This window comes from Paenibacillus glycanilyticus (genome assembly GCF_023715145.1).
Classification (GTDB): domain Bacteria; phylum Bacillota; class Bacilli; order Paenibacillales; family Paenibacillaceae; genus Pristimantibacillus; species Pristimantibacillus glycanilyticus_A.
In genome coordinates this window covers 258530-273750 of sequence record NZ_JAMBNP010000002.1, presented here as the reverse complement: position 1 = coordinate 273750, position 15221 = coordinate 258530, and the positions used below count along the sequence as shown (strand labels likewise).

Annotated in this window: 8 protein-coding genes; 1 reads left to right on the top strand and 7 read right to left on the bottom strand. The window is 51.4% G+C overall.

Annotation, left to right across the window (positions count from 1 at the left end):
* Nucleotides 1-31: 31 nt before the first annotated feature.
* From M3194_RS06475 to M3194_RS06450, 6 genes are all read right to left on the bottom strand, one after another.
* Nucleotides 32-2386, bottom strand: a complete 2355-nt coding sequence (locus M3194_RS06475; protein ID WP_251652611.1) for a glycoside hydrolase family 95 protein — start codon at nucleotides 2384-2386, stop codon at nucleotides 32-34.
* A gap of 69 nt (nucleotides 2387-2455) precedes the next feature.
* Nucleotides 2456-4177 (bottom strand): ABC transporter substrate-binding protein, encoded by a 1722-nt coding sequence (locus M3194_RS06470; protein WP_251652608.1) that lies wholly within the window; start codon nucleotides 4175-4177, stop codon nucleotides 2456-2458.
* A gap of 79 nt (nucleotides 4178-4256) precedes the next feature.
* A complete protein-coding gene (locus tag M3194_RS06465; RefSeq protein ID WP_251652606.1) occupies nucleotides 4257-5165 on the bottom strand; it encodes a carbohydrate ABC transporter permease in 909 nt (302 codons plus the stop codon).
* Between the two features lie 15 nt (nucleotides 5166-5180).
* Nucleotides 5181-6143: an ABC transporter permease gene (locus tag M3194_RS06460; RefSeq protein ID WP_251652604.1), complete on the bottom strand. Its 963-nt coding sequence runs from the start codon at nucleotides 6141-6143 to the stop codon at nucleotides 5181-5183.
* A 160-nt stretch (nucleotides 6144-6303) separates the two neighbouring features.
* Nucleotides 6304-7830 (bottom strand): response regulator transcription factor, encoded by a 1527-nt coding sequence (locus M3194_RS06455; protein ID WP_251652602.1) that lies wholly within the window; start codon nucleotides 7828-7830, stop codon nucleotides 6304-6306.
* Nucleotides 7823-9610, bottom strand: a complete 1788-nt coding sequence (locus tag M3194_RS06450) for a sensor histidine kinase (RefSeq protein WP_251652600.1) — start codon at nucleotides 9608-9610, stop codon at nucleotides 7823-7825. The genes M3194_RS06455 and M3194_RS06450 overlap by 8 nt, the downstream gene beginning before the upstream one ends.
* 168 nt (nucleotides 9611-9778) lie before the next feature.
* On the opposite strand from M3194_RS06450, the gene M3194_RS06445 reads away from it, so the two are divergent.
* Nucleotides 9779-12610: a glycoside hydrolase family 3 protein gene (locus tag M3194_RS06445; RefSeq protein WP_251652598.1), complete on the top strand. Its 2832-nt coding sequence runs from the start codon at nucleotides 9779-9781 to the stop codon at nucleotides 12608-12610.
* Between the two features lie 167 nt (nucleotides 12611-12777).
* Here the strand turns inward: M3194_RS06445 and yicI are convergent, their stop codons facing one another.
* Nucleotides 12778-15099 carry an alpha-xylosidase gene (gene yicI, locus M3194_RS06440; protein WP_251652596.1) on the bottom strand — a complete coding sequence of 774 codons (2322 nt, stop codon included), beginning with the start codon at nucleotides 15097-15099 and terminating at the stop codon, nucleotides 12778-12780.
* Nucleotides 15100-15221: the final 122 nt, after the last annotated feature.

Genomic DNA, 15221 nt, shown 5'->3' with positions numbered 1-15221 from the left:
CCGCATTCATCCAGTAAGGACAACTTTTTTTCTACGAATCGACTTTTACGGACAGATAATAAATCCGTCCTTGTTCAGCTTCAAATCCGCCGTTGTTAAGGGCAACGGCAGCCCCCTTATCATCTTCGACGCAAAGCGTCTGTTCATACCGGATTTGGCAAATACCGCTCTTCTTCGGCTCAATAACCGCCCGCTTCAGCTTGCCGTCAGCCCACTCGATCGAGACCTTATAACCGCCTCTTGCCTTCAATCCGCTGATCTGCCCCGCTCTCCATGCGGCTGGCAATGCCGGAAGCAGCTCGATATCATTCAGATGACTTTGAAGCAGAAGCTCGGCGATGCCGGCACTTCCGCCAAAGTTGCCGTCAATCTGGAACGGCGGATGAGCATCAAGCAGATTCGGATAAGTGGATCTTGCGAGAAGCGTCTGAACAGCGCCGTAGGCTTGCTTCTTATCCTTCAGACGCGCAAACAGATTAAGCAGCCAAGCACAGCTCCAGCCGGTATGCCCGCCGCCGTTCGCGAGTCTGCGATCCAGGGATGCAACCGCCGCAGCCAGCAGCTCCGGCGTATCCTCATTGATCTCTTTGCCCGGATAAATGCCATATAGATGGGAGACATGCCGATGACCAGGCTCGCTCTCTTCGAAATCCTCATACCACTCCTGCAGCTGTCCATGACGGCCAATCTTGTAGGATGGAAGACGGTCTAATGCCGCAAGCAGCTCGTCACGGAATGCCGCCTCTTCCATACCAAGCGCATCAATGGCTTCCAGACAGTTATGGAATAAATCGCGGATAATTGCAATATCCATCGTGGATCCATAAGAAACACTGCATGGCTCCCCATCTGCGGTTAGAAACTTATTCTCCGGCGAGGTCGAAGGATTGGTAACCAAGTCGCCGCTTGGTCCTTCAATCAGCCAATCCAGACAGAACAATGCAGCGCCCTTCAGGAGCGGATAAGCTTGTTCCCCGAGAAACTCCTTGTCCAGATTGTACAGGTAGCTTTCCCATACCTGCCGGACAAGCCAAGCTCCGCCAAGCGGCCAGAATGCCCAGCTTGCGCTTCCTCCGGTTGGCGTTGTCATTCGCCATAAATCCACATTATGATGAGCCGTCCAGCCGCGGCTGCCATAATGAATGCGTGCCGTTCGCGAGCCGGTCTCGCTCATTTCCTGCAGCATGGTAAACAGCGGCTCATGACATTCACTGAGGTTGCACGCTTCCGCCGGCCAATAATTCATTTGCGTATTAATATTTATCGTATAATCGCTATGCCATGGCGGTGAAACATGATGGTTCCAGATCCCCTGCAGGTTAGCCGGCTGAGTGCCCGGTCTCGAGCTTCCCATCAACAGATAACGGCCAAAGTGGAAGTAGAGCGCTTCCAAATGCGGGTCTTGTTTTGTCGTCTGATAGTCGGCAAGCCTGCGGTCCGTTGGTTTGTCATATTCGGCGGCTTCATCTGACAAAGAGAACGATACACGGTCAAACAAGCAGCGATGATCCTCAACATGACGCTTGCGCAGCGCTTCAAATCCTCGTGCTGCTGCAGCCTGAAGCCGCTCCAGACAACGCGCCGTGAAAGCCGTCAGATCCGGAGACTGATTATAACCGGCGAATCCTGTCTCTGTTGCCAAATACACGTTGAAATAAGCGGCATTCCGAATTTGCAGGCCATTGTCATCATTCGTAACGATTCCATCCGTCTCCACCTGAACGCGGATCTCAAACGGCAGACCAAGCCCTTCTTCATAAAGCACATCCAGCGGATGATCTTTATGATAATTGCCAGCCACATGGCTTGGTGCTTGTCCAATCAGATGCAAACATCCTTCTTCTGCTTCAGCAAGCTTGTACTGGAGCAAGGAATCGATCCGAATGTCGCGGTTCATGGTTCCTCCGGAAGCCTCGTATCTGACTACAAGAACCTGATCCGGTACGCTTGCGAAATAGCGGGATTGGATCGTTACATCTCCATCCTGATACCCGGTCGCAGCTATCCCTTCGTTAAGATGAAGCTCGCGCCTATATTGCGACACTGCGGGCTCGCGTTCCTCTCTTCGCACAATGGAAAGACCGCCAAGCGGCAAATACGGCTCGACATCCCTTCCTTGCATCGTAGATTCAATCAATTTCTCGGCTTCGACATATTTCCCGGAAAATATAAGCTGTCTTGCTTTCGCCAAATATCGTTGGGCTTCATAATTGATCGGGTCCCGAGGAAAACCTGCCCATAACGTATCTTCATTGAGCAGGATCTGGTCCGTGTCCGTCCCCGCAAACACCATCCCGCCAATCCGGCCGTTGCCGATTGGCAACGCTTCTTCCCATAGCGCAGCAGGCTGCTCATACCACAGCTTCCAATCCCTAATTGTCCCCATCGTTCATCCTCCGTCTCCCGATGCCAAAGAGAGCCCGCATATATCGGGCTCTCTTATCGTCAATGCGTATTATTCACTCCACAATTTCACGCGAGCTTTAACCAGGTCTTCACGAATGCTTTCCGCTTTCTCCACATCCGCTTTGATCAGCTCTTGTTGGTAGGCATCCCAAATTTTATCAAAATCAGCCGGTTTAGCCAAGATCGCTTCAGGAATACGTTTCCAAGTAATGTCTGTCAGTTTCTTCTCGATAACTACCGCTTCGCTGTCGCCAGGAATCGGAATGTTCCATGCTGCGCCCCAAGGCTTAACTTTGAACTCTTCTTCTTTAGGGAACAGGTCCTTCCAAGTCGTTGCGTTGTAAGCTTTAAGAACTTCTTTCTCTACATCGTTAAAGCCTGCCACGATTTGCTCCGGGAAGTTTGTCGTGTAGTAGTTGCCGCTTGGATCTTTCACGCCGTCGCCGTAATGGCCGCTGAGCAGGTTGTAGAGACCGATGCCCGTTTGTTTTGTGAAGTTTGTTGCGTCATTGATTTTGCGATCGTTTACTTCTTGCGGAATAACGCGTTTGCCGTTCTCTACATTGTAGTGCTTGCCTTCAATACCCCAGTTCATAAGCACTTGGCCTTCATCGGAAGCGAGGTAGTCAAGGAATTTAATGGTACGTACGGGATCCGGATTGTCTACGGAGATAGCTACACCGCTGCCCGCCATAAAGCCTGTTGGCCAGAACGACGCTTCTTTGATGTCTTCGGACATGGTAACCGGATAGTGGCCATAGCCGTATTCGAATTTCCCTTCTGCTTTCAGAGCTTTCTCGCCGTCGCCATAATCCCAGTCTTGGTCAATCAAGCCAAGCACGCGGCCGGAAGCGATTTTCGCTTTGTATTGATCGTATTTTTGAACGAAGCTTTCCGGATCAAGCAAACCTTCGGCATTCATGTGGTTCAGCCATTTGAAGTATTCTTTCTCTTCCGGACGACGGAAGTGGTACGTTACTTCTTGCGTATCGATATTGATGTTGAACTCGCCGTCATCCGAACCGCCAGTTGCAAAGAATGCCGGGTTCGTTACCGAGATGTACATATGCCAGTCGTCGGCATTCAATGTCAGACCGATATTCGGGTTGCCGTTCTCGTCTTTTGGATGAAGGGCAAGATAGTCTTTAATCGCTTTCTCGTAATCCGCAACGGTGCGGATGGTCGGGTAACCGAGCTCTTTTACGACACGGTGCTGCAGCTCGAAGCCGCCGCCTGCGTTGAAGGATGTTTGTCCAATGCCGTTATAGGAAGGGATTACATAAATCGCTTGGTCTTCATCGTTGTATTTCAGACGGCTCATATTGCCTTCAAACAGCTTCTTCAGGTTTGGAGCATACTTATCAATCAGATCGGTCAAATCAAGAACCGCGCCGGCGTCGACAAATTTAGCGATGCTTTGCTTGGCGCTGATAAGGTCCGGATATTCTCCGCTTGCCGCAATCAGGGACGATTTCTGAACCGCGTCGCCTACCGCGAATTCCGCATCAAGGGTAATGCCTGTTTTCTCTGTAAGGGCTTTGCCGATTTCGTCTTGCATATTAGCCCAGTTTGGTGACGGATCTTCGCTGTAGTACGTCAGTGTGAGCGGCGAAGTATCTTCCGGTGCAGCCGATTCCGAACCCGTATTGCTGCCGGCGTCCGGACTAGCCGTATTTGCATCATTATTGTTATTGCTGCCGCATCCAGCCAGCAATCCGGCAACTAACGTCGTAGACAATGCCAGGCTTGACCATTTAATGATTTGATTCATGTAATAACCCTCCTATATATTTATGAAATCCATATTGTATTAACGGGTTTCCCCAAGAATACCGCTTCTAATCATTAGATCAGCCTTTGACGGCGCCTAATGTCATGCCTTTGACGAAGTACCGCTGCAAGAAAGGATAGACCAGCAGGATCGGCACCGTTACCACGATCGTAATCGCCATTTTGACAGATTCCGGCGAGACGGAAGACATCACTTGCGTCATGTTCGAATTGTGGATGTCCACGTTATTGCCCGATGTTGTGCTTTGCAGCACCTTCATCAGCTCGAACTGCAGGGTTGTCAGCGATTCGCTCGAACCGTTGTACAGATAAGTATCGAACCAAGAGTTCCATTGTCCAACGGCAAGGAATAACGCGATAGTTGCAAGCGCCGGCTTCGCCATCGGAAGAATAATGCGCCAATAGATCGTGAAATCGTTCGCGCCGTCGAGCTTGGCCGACTCTTGAAGCGCATAAGGGATGCTATCCATAAAGGACCGGATAACAAAGACGTTAAAGGCGCTTACGAGACCAGGAAGGATGTAAACCCAGAACGTTCCCATCATGTTCAGGTCGCGAATCAGGAAGTAGACCGGAATCAAGCCCCCCGATACGTACATGGTCAGCGCGAGGAAGACCGAGACGAATTTGCGTCCCTGGAAATCGGGCCGGCTCAGCGTAAAGGCCAGCATGGAAGCGCTGATCAGGCCAACCACCGTACCGGCTACCGTCCGGAATACGGAAATTTTGAACCCTGTAATTAAGCCGCTGAAGGAAAAGATAACTGTATAGTTCTCCCAAGTGAAATCGCGCGGGAAGATGGTAATGCCGCCTCTTACACTGTCTACCGAATCATTTAGCGAAAGAGCAAGCACGTTCAGAAACGGATACAAGGTTACGATCATAACGAAGATGACAAATGCGTATACGATCACGCTTAGAAGCCGATCCGAAAGAGGCGCGCTGCCCAGCAGTCTTTTTGATGTCATGGCCCACTCTCCTCCTTACATAATGCTTTCTTTCGTAATTTTCTTGAATAATCCGTTAGCCGCGAAGAGCAGGATAATACTTACAACCGAGTTGAAAATATTGACCGCCGTACCAAACGAGTACCGGCTCATCTGCAAGCCATATTCAAGCGAATACAAGTCAAGGACTTGCGAATAATCCCGAACGAGATTATTGCCAAGCAGGAACTGCTTCTCGAAGCCGATCTGGATCAAGTGACCGATCGACATAATGAGCAGGATAACAATCGTTGAACGAATGCCTGGCAGCGTTATGTGCCAAATCTGGCGGATACGGTTCGCACCGTCTACTCTAGCCGCTTCATACATCTCTTGGCTGATCCCCGCGATAGCTGCAAGGTAGATAATCGTATTCCAGCCCATCTCTTTCCACACATCCGAGATCGTTACGATCCCCCAAAAGTAATGCGGCTTCGCCAGGAATTGGATTGGCGTATCAATAAAGCCAAGCCACATCAGAATCTCATTGACCGTACCGTGGTCGGCCGACAGCATCTTCGATACGATGCCTGCCACAACAACCCAGGATACAAAGTGCGGCAGATACGATATCGTTTGCGCGAACCGTTTGAATGCCATGCTCCGAACCTCGTTAAGCAGGACCGCGAACACGATTGGCACGGCAAAGCCTGCAATAATTCCCATAAAGCTCATCGCCAGCGTGTTTCGCATAACGAGGTAGAATGTATCGTCCTGGAACAAGATTTTAAATTGCTCGAAGCCTACCCAATCCTGCTCCCAGAATGATTTCGCCGGTTTAAATTTCTGGAAGGCCATCGTCCAGCCCCATAATGGGTAATAGCTGAATACAAACACCCAAATTATGAAAGGCAGCGACATCATGTATAAGTATCTGTTGCGGATAGCTGTTCTCCAAAAATTTCTCTCTGCTTTTAACTTGCGCGTCTGCTGCGGAACGCTTGTTGTGACCGCTTTCATCGGAATCCCTCCTGCCTTATGCATTTATGATAACGGATACATGGCAGATATCGGTACCCAAAGGATTTGGCATAAAATCATATAAAAATTAGTGTAAGCGGATTCACCGCATAAAAAAACGCATGGTTTTCTCAGGGTCAGAGAAAACCATGCGTTCTTCTTACGATTCCTTCTTGCGATAAACAGACGGCGAAGAGCCTACATACTTGCGGAATTTGCTGTGGAAATAGTCAACGTTCGCATAGCCGACCATCTCCGCAACCTGATACACCTTCAGTCCTTGCTCAAGTAATAGCTTCGCTTGTTCCATCCGTACTTTATCCAGATACGTGTTGAAGTTTTCCCCTGTAACCTGCTTGAACAGCTTGCCAAGATAAGCGCTGTTATAGTTAAATAGTTCGGCAAGCGTCTCCATTTTCAGGTTCTCTTTGTAATTCCGGTGAATAAGGTCGATCATGCGCTTGATCTGCTTATCCGCGGAAGAATTATCGAGAGAATCCGCAATTTCTTCCATTATGGCGGTAACCCGCCCGATAAGCGAGCTGAAGCGGTATTCGCGGTACAGCTCCGGAATCCGCATACGGTAATCCCGCACCGGGAGCTCCGGCCGTTTGGAGGAAAGCTTGTCGAGGACTGCGGATACAAGCTCGACAAAGGCAGCCTTGATCTCGGCTTCCCCATAACCGATCGCCCTCATCGCTTCAGCGGTTTCTTCGATCAATTGCCTGATCGCATCCCTGTTCACAATGTCCAGAGCCAGGTACAGCTTCTCCGCTATCCCGAGCAAATCAGGTCTTGTATCCTCACTGCCAACCGGCAGCTCCAGATCCTCCCGCATAATCGTCCCGCTCTCGAGGAAGAATCGGTGCTTCATCCGAACCAGCGCCTTCTGATAGGCAGCCCGGATATCCGCGTAGCCCGCTGCCCTGGCGCCCGTTACGACGGTGAAATCCGAAGCGAGATTCTCGCAGGCGCCGGCAATGATCGCATACACCTCCCGGCGGAACCGCTCGTTCTCCAGGCTTTTGCCCAGCAGGATCAGCAAATACGGCTCCATGACCAGCACTAGACCGGCACCGGATTGCTCCAGCCCTTCCGAGAGCTTTCGCTTAATCTGAGTAGTATGCCCGGCCCTATCCTCTTCGCTTCGTTCATGCGTCTTAATGAGCAGCAGTTCATACTCCTTCCCATCCAGGGAGCCGGGCAGCTGTGTCGGGCTTCCCTCCGCGCTTCCTTCAGCAAGCAGCTGCTTCAGCTCCTCCTCTACGTTGCCTTGCCGCATATCCTGCTGCTTCCGGCGGGCTTCATATTCGTGATCCAACTCTTTCTTCAAGGCGTTTAAGTAGTCCATCAGCTCGTCCTCGTCAACGGGCTTCAGCAAATAGCCGTCAATTCGCTGAACAATGGCCTGCTTGGCATATTCGAAGTCCGCATAGCCGCTTAATATCAGGACATGCATGGTGCCTCCGTTCTCGCGTATCGTCTTGATCAGCTCGAGTCCGTTCATCTCCGGCATCCGGATATCCACGATGATGAGATCCAGCTCATGCTGTTCGCATTTAAGCAGAGCATCCTTGCCGTTAGCTGCCGTATCTACCACTTCATAACCGAGGCTCTCCCATTCCAGCAAGGTTCGAAGACCTTCGCGGATCATCGGTTCATCGTCAACCAGCAATACTTTATACATACAAATCCTCCCCAAAAGGCAAGGTGAAGGAAACCTTCGTCCCTATACCCGGTTCACTCTCGAATTGAAGGCCATGCTCCGGACCGTAGGTCAGCTGGAGCCGCAAATGGACATTGCGCAAGCCAATTCGGTTATTATCCGCATCTTCCGTTTCGTTCAGATGCTCCATCAGCCGGTCGATCTTCTCCTGCGTCATCCCCGCTCCATTGTCGATGACGTCAATCCGGACGCGATCGCCTTCCCTTGCGGCGCGAACCGTCACGACGCCGCCTTCCATCTTGTTCTCGAAGCCATGAATAACGGCATTCTCTACAAGCGGTTGAATAATAAGAGGCGGAATCGATACTCTCTCTACGACCGGATCAACATGAAGCTCATAAGATAACCGGTCTTCGTATCTGAATTTCTGTATATCCAGGTAACAGCGGACAATATCCATCTCGTCGGCAAGATGGGTCATGCGCTGCGTAACCTCAATGCTCCGCCGCATAAGCTTGCCGAGCAGGCGGACAACCTGCGAGATTTCCTTTTCCCCCTTCAAATGAGCCTTCATCCGGATCGATTCCAGCGCGTTAAACAGGAAATGGGGATTAATCTGGCTAGCCATCATCTTCAGTTTGATTTCATTTTGCTTGGATTCAAGCAGGCTCTTCATCTTGTTTGTTTCCTGTACTTCCTCGACCAGCCCGTTAATGCTCGATACCATGGAATTAAATTGCCTGGACAGCTGGCCGATCTCATCCTTGCCGTCAATCTGCATCACGATATCCAGCTTGCCGGTTGCAACCTTCGTAATATGCTTGCTTAAGCGGAGCAGCCGCTTCGTAATAATGGTGGAAACGCCAATAATCAAGGCAATCGCGATAAAAAGGCTTATTGAAATAACGGTAAGCGCAAGAGAATTAATCCGGTTGGCATCCGCCACAATGGTATCTACGGAGAAAACGGAGATAATTCGAAGCGCATTCCCGCTTGCTTCCGGCACAATAGGCTCGATCAGCACCCGGGAGGCTTGGCCATCCACATCCGCGGAGTACATCCCGCTCTTCTCATGGGCAATGCCCTGCTCGAAGTCAATTTCCTGCAGCGTTTTTCCCGTTTTGCCGATTCGGTTGGCCGCAATAATGTGGTTATCCTCATCGACGATCATCGTCTCGAAGGATTCTTGATTCAAGATGCTGCTTAGCATCGTCATATTCAGCGTTATGACAAGCACGCCGCTTGTATTGTTGCTCGAGAAATTAATTTCGCGGACCAGGCTCAAATAATTCCGTTTATCCCGCTCGTCCTCCATGTAGTACCAGTTCACTCCGCTTCCGGGAGTTATCGCTTTCTTATACCACACGGAATCCTTAATGGAGTTGTCCGGCTGAATGAAGTCCCAGTTGTTGAGCATGGTCGGGTTCTCCATATAAAACCGGATATTCGCGACTTCGTCATGCTGCTGGCGGATTTCGTTAAAGTCGGTGTATTCCCGATATGCTTTTACAACCTCATAGGTGGATTCATATTTCCGGTTCGTCACGGCCTCGAGCCGGCTGTTCTCCAGACGGTAAGCACTGTCGTAAGCGACATTCATCAGCTCGGTCGTCCTTGCTTTGACGCGCTGTACGTTTGTATGCGTCTGCTCCATCGCGTTATCCAGCGCCATATTGCGCAGCTCGTTTGTCAGGAACACGCCAATGATAAGAATTGGAATGAACACAACTACGATGCAGGATAAGATGAGCTTTGTTCTCAGCTTTACGTTATTAAGCAGGTGCGAGAACATATGAAACATCTTGCCAGCCCCCTGTCACCCTCACAGAAAATTTGATTGCGTTTACATTCTAGGGGTTTAACCGCTAATTGTACAGGGATTTTATCTCCAATTGTTCGGGTATGAACGGTTGCCCGGGCATGATAGAATTTTTGAAACCCCTTACAATCAAAGGAGCTGACTCTTGTCATGACCCAAAATTCCGAACGGAATTTCCCATTTCAAAACCCCGAGCTGCCGCTCGAGCAGCGCGTTAATGATTTGGTTAACCGATTTACCCTGGAAGAAAAAATCAATTTAATGTGCCAATATCAGGACGAGATTGCTCATCTTGGCGTGAAGGCATACAAACACGGAACCGAAGCTGCGCACGGCATGGCCTGGCTTGGCGAAGCAACAACCTTCCCTCAGCCGATTGGTCTTGCTTGCACGTGGGACAAGGAACTGCTGAAGAAAATCGGAAGCGTGATCGGAGATGAAGCCCGCGGCTTCTATCACCGCAATCCGGCCGTTAACGGTCTTACTCTCTGGGCGCCAACCGTCGATATGGAACGCGATCCGCGCTGGGGCCGTACCGAAGAAGCTTACGGCGAAGACCCGCATCTGACAGGCAAGCTGTCGGCCGCGCTTACGCAAGGTCTTCAGGGCGACCATCCTTTCTATGTGAAAGCGGTTGCATCGCTTAAGCATTTCATCGGCAACAACAACGAGATTAACCGCGGCGAATGCTCCGTCAGCCTCGATCCCCGCAACAAGCACGAATATTATTTGAAAGCGTTCGAAATTCCGTTCAAGGAAGGCGGAGCGCTGTCGATGATGACGGCCTACAACTCGGTGAACGGTGTTCCTGCCAACATCAATCCCGACGTGAACAATATCGTCAAGCGGGACTGGGGCATGAACGGATTTGTGGTAAGCGACGCCGGCGACGTGCTTGGCACCGTGAACGACCATCATTATGTCGAGACGTACAAAGAAGCCGTTGCGCTAACGATCAAAGCCGGCGTAGACAGCATTACCGACGATCATCCAATCTCGAAGCAGGCAATCCGCGATGCCCTGGCAGAAGGACTTCTCTCCGAAAATGATCTCGATACCGCGCTTCGCAACACGTTCCGCGTCCGCTTCCGTCTTGGCGAATTTGATCCTGCGGACCGCAATCCTTACGCGGCGATTGATGAATCGGTCATTATGAAGCCGGAGCATGCCAAGCTGGCTCTTGAATCGGTACGCAAAAGCATCGTCCTGCTGAAAAACGACGGAATTCTGCCGCTTGCAGCAGATAAGCTGTCCAAGGCTGCCGTTATCGGGCCGCTTGCCGGCATCGTCTACCGCGATTGGTACAGCGGCCTTATGCCGTACGCCGTAACGCCGTTTGAAGGCATCAAGGCAAAGCTTAACGGTGCCGATCAAACCGTAACCTTGGCTACCGGCAGCAACCGCGTTAAACTTAAGTCGCTGAAGAACGGCCGGTATGTGACCATAACGGACGGCGAGAAGAATCCTCTTGCCGCTAATTCGCAAGGCGCTGACGCTGCCGAGCTGTTCGAGACCACCGATTGGGGCTGGGACAGCCACACCATTATCGCCGAGAACAACAAGCTGTACTTAACGACGGACGACGAGAAAGTTACGGCATCGTCGGAGCATATCTGGGAATGGTTCACGAAGGAAGTGTTCCATGTTCGTCCGCAGCAGGACGAGAATGTTGTTACCTTCACCACTTGGAACAACCGTCCCGTAACGGTAAACGCAGAGACCGGCGCTCTTGAGGTTCAAGACGGCGATGCTCATATCGCGGAGCCTTTTGCCATTGAAAAAGAAACCGACGGTCTTCAGGAAGCCGTTGCCGCAGCGCGCCATGCCGAAGTTGCCGTTGTTGTTGTCGGCAACCACCCGCTCATTAACGGCAAAGAAACCATTGACCGTCCTGATCTGACTCTGGCTGCTTATCAGGAGAAGCTCATCCGCGAGGTTCATGCCGTTAACCCGAACACCGTTGTTGTGGTGGTAGGCAGCTATCCGTTTGCGATGCCATGGGTTCAGGAGAACATTCCTGCCATTGTATGTATGTCGCATGCGGGCCAAGAGCTTGGCCGTGCGCTTGCGGATGTTCTGTTCGGCGATTACAATCCGGCGGGCCGCGTTAACATGACCTGGTACGAGTCGGCCGATCAGCTTGGCGAATTTATGGATTACGATATTATTAAAAGCGAACGTACTTACCAATATTTTGCCGGCAAACCTTTATATCCATTCGGACACGGTCTGTCTTACAGCCGCTTCCAATACGACGCTTTGAATTTGGAGCAATCCGGCGAAGCGATTAAAGCAACCTTACGCGTAACGAACGTCAGCGACGTTAGCGGCGAAGAAGTCGTTCAGCTGTACACGAGAGCATTGGACTCCCGCGTGAAACGTCCGCTTAGACAGCTCCAATCGTTTGATCGCATTGCGCTTTCTGCCGGCGAATCGGTCGAAGTCAGCTTCGGGCTGGATCGTTCGGCTCTCGCCTTCTGGGATGTTACCCGCAGCAAAATGTGCGTCGAGCAAGGCAGCTACGCTTTCCTCGTTGGCGCTTCCTCCGGCGATATCCGCCTGGAAGGTACGTTAAGCGTTGCGGGCGAGACGATTCCGCCTCGTAATTTGTCCCAGGTTACTGCCGCCGTGAATTATGATGACTACTCCAACATGATGATCAGCGACAATACCGAAGGCGGCGACAGCGCCGCGACAACTTCATCCGTTGCATGGCTTCGTTATGATGATGCCGCGCTTGGCGAAGAGCTTTGCTTCTTTGAACTAAGAGCGTTGTCAGCGAAAGGCGCGGTTATTGAGATTCGCCTGGATGCTCCGGACGGGCCGTTAGCTGGCAGCTGCACGCTGCACGCAGGCTCAGCTTGGCAGACTGCAACCGGCTCGATTGAACAAGCGGCTGGCGCTGGCGGCAATCCTAACGTGTATCTGGTAGTTCAGGGCGAAGGCGAAACCAAGCTAAGCTGGTTCCGTTTCGGCAAATAGAAATCAGGATTAATGGTCCCGGATTGGCGATGAGGCTCAAAGAACTTCTCTCCAACCGGGCTTTTCTGCGTTGAGCTTATTTTTTTGTTGCGCAGCAATGCTTCGAATTGGCAAACAGCCGCTTACTCCGGAGAGCAAGCGGCCTGTTTATTTTCGCTTCCATTCAATTACAGGTTAACGATGATTTTCTTGCCGGAAGCGTTGTGCGGCGTAAGCTTGACGCCATCCGCGGTTTTTTGTGCGTCCGCGCCTTCCAAGGCAGCTGCCTGCTCGATGCCGCGCAGAACAACCTGCCATGGCTTGCCGTTGCCTTCATAGCTGATTTCGATCGAGCTGCCCGTACGAACGGCTGTCGCCGTTGCCTGCGCAATGCCGTTCAGGTCATGGATAACAGCCGTAGCTGTCGCGCCATCCTCGAGCTCGAACAAATGAAGCGTAACGTTGTCCGCATAATCGTAGTCCGGCTTTTGATTGTTGCTGCCGATGGCAAGAAGCGTGTTTGGACGAACCAGCAATGGAATCGAGCTGTAGCCGTGCTGCTCCTCTACCCATTTGCCGCCTTCAACCGTTGTTCCGTCAATCAAGCTTGTCCATTTGCCTGCCGGTACGTAATATTTCGCGGTACCTTCCGTGTTGAAGATTGGAGCAACAAGCAGGTTCTCGCCGAGCATGTATTGACGATCCAAATAATGAGTTGTCGGATCCTCTGGGAACTCGAGCACCATCGCGCGCATCATTGGTATCCCCTTCTCCGTTGCTTCAACCGCATGGCTGAACAGATAAGGCATCAAGCTGCTCTTAAGCTCGGTGAAGTAACGAAGCACGTCAACGGACTCTTCGTCGAACAGCCAAGGTACGCGGTACGATTCATTGCCGTGCAGACGGCTATGCGAGCTAAGCATGCCGAAGGCAACCCAACGTTTATAGATATCGGGTGGTGCCGTCCGTTCGAAGCCGCTGATGTCGTGGCTCCAGAAGCCGAAGCCGGACAAGCCAAGCGACAGGCCGCCGCGGAGCGATTCCGCCATCGAGTCATAGTTCGCGGAGCAGTCTCCGCCCCAGTGAACCGGATACTGCTGGCCGCCGGCTGTAGCCGAACGCGCGAACAGCATCGCTTCGTTTTTGCCGCGGTTTTCTTCCAACACCTCGAATACCGCTTTGTTATACAGCTGAGTATAGTAGTTGTGCATTTTCATAGGGTCGGAGCCGTCGAAGTAGACAACATCCGTCGGAATGCGCTCGCCGAAGTCCGTTTTGAAGCAGTCGACGCCCATATCCATGAGACGTTTCAGATGGCCTTTGAACCATTTCACGGCATCCGGATTTGTGAAGTCGACAAGACCCATACCCGCTTGCCATTTATCCCACTGCCATACGCTGCCGTCTTTCGTGCGAACCAGGTAGCCGTTCTCCATGCCTTCCTGGAAGAGAGGCGACTTCTGGCCGATATAGGAGTTGATCCATACGCAGATACGAAGACCGCGTTCCTTCAGGCGGCGAAGCATGCCTTCCGGATCCGGGAACATATCGGCATCCCATTCGAAGTTGCACCATTCATATTCCTTCATCCAGAAGCAGTCGAAATGGAAGACATGAAGCGGAAGATTGCGCTCAGCCATGCCTTCGATAAAGCTGTTAACCGTCGCTTCATCATAATCCGTCGTGAACGACGTCGTCAGCCAGAGACCAAACGACCATGCCGGCGGCAATGCCGGTTTGCCTGTCAATTTCGTGTAGTTGTCGAGAACGTCCTTCAACGTTTTGCCGCCAACGATATAGTACTCCAGATGCTCGCCCGGTACGCTGAAGCCGACCTTCGATACAACTTCGGAACCGACCTCGAACGATACGCGTTCCGGATGGTTGACGAATACGCCATAACCTCCGCTGGACAGGTAGAACGGTACGTTTTTGTATGCTTGCTCGGAGCTTGTGCCGCCGTCTTCGTTCCAGGAGTCAACGACTTGACCGTTCTTGATAAACGGAGTGAAGCGCTCGCCAAGTCCGTATACTTGCTCGCCAACGCCAAGATCCAGCATTTCGCGGAAGAACGGTTTCCCTTCGTCTTTGACGTAAGCTGCGGCTTTTTGCGCCGTGCCCGTCATCTTGCGGCCGTTTTGGATGAACTCAAGGCCCCAAGCTGGCGATTTGCGCAGACGTGCCTGCAGGCCGCCGCTTGTCAGCGTCGTATATTGCTCGTCATGTTCAATCGTTACATTATGGTTAGCGTCTGCGTGAATGTCGAATTCAGGGCCTACTTGTTTTATGCCTGCATGATGAATCCAGCGGACTTTAATCACATCGGGGATTGGCGAGCTGATCTCTGCCGTAAGCATGGTACCGTTCAGCGTATCGCCTTTAATCAGAACTGGCTTTGTTGCCATGTAAGCCGTCAGCTTACCGTTCTTTTCTTTCACTTCGCGCACGTCAACCGGATGCTGCATCTCGACGCCTTCGCGAATTTGCCAGTAACCATCTGTAAATTTCATTAATGTGACCCTCCCAGCATAAGTTTGCACACTTAGTAGCTTCTCGTAGCTTGTAAGCGGTTATGTTATAATAATATTGTCTTATCTTGTTTAACTCTGCCTAAATATTGCCCATTATTATC

What these genes read in the sequence shown, in the direction of transcription:
- M3194_RS06450 (WP_251652600.1), bottom strand. Translation starts at nt 9,610, where the DNA reads ATGTTTCATATGTTCTCGCACCTGCTTAATAACGTAAAGCTGAGAACA.
- M3194_RS06455 (WP_251652602.1), bottom strand. Translation starts at nt 7,830, where the DNA reads ATGTATAAAGTATTGCTGGTTGACGATGAACCGATGATCCGCGAAGGT.
- M3194_RS06465 (WP_251652606.1), bottom strand. Translation starts at nt 5,165, where the DNA reads ATGACATCAAAAAGACTGCTGGGCAGCGCGCCTCTTTCGGATCGGCTT.
- M3194_RS06475 (WP_251652611.1), bottom strand. Translation starts at nt 2,386, where the DNA reads ATGGGGACAATTAGGGATTGGAAGCTGTGGTATGAGCAGCCTGCTGCG.
- M3194_RS06460 (WP_251652604.1), bottom strand. Translation starts at nt 6,143, where the DNA reads ATGAAAGCGGTCACAACAAGCGTTCCGCAGCAGACGCGCAAGTTAAAA.
- M3194_RS06445 (WP_251652598.1), top strand. Translation starts at nt 9,779, where the DNA reads ATGACCCAAAATTCCGAACGGAATTTCCCATTTCAAAACCCCGAGCTG.
- yicI (WP_251652596.1), bottom strand. Translation starts at nt 15,099, where the DNA reads ATGAAATTTACAGATGGTTACTGGCAAATTCGCGAAGGCGTCGAGATG.
- M3194_RS06470 (WP_251652608.1), bottom strand. Translation starts at nt 4,177, where the DNA reads ATGAATCAAATCATTAAATGGTCAAGCCTGGCATTGTCTACGACGTTA.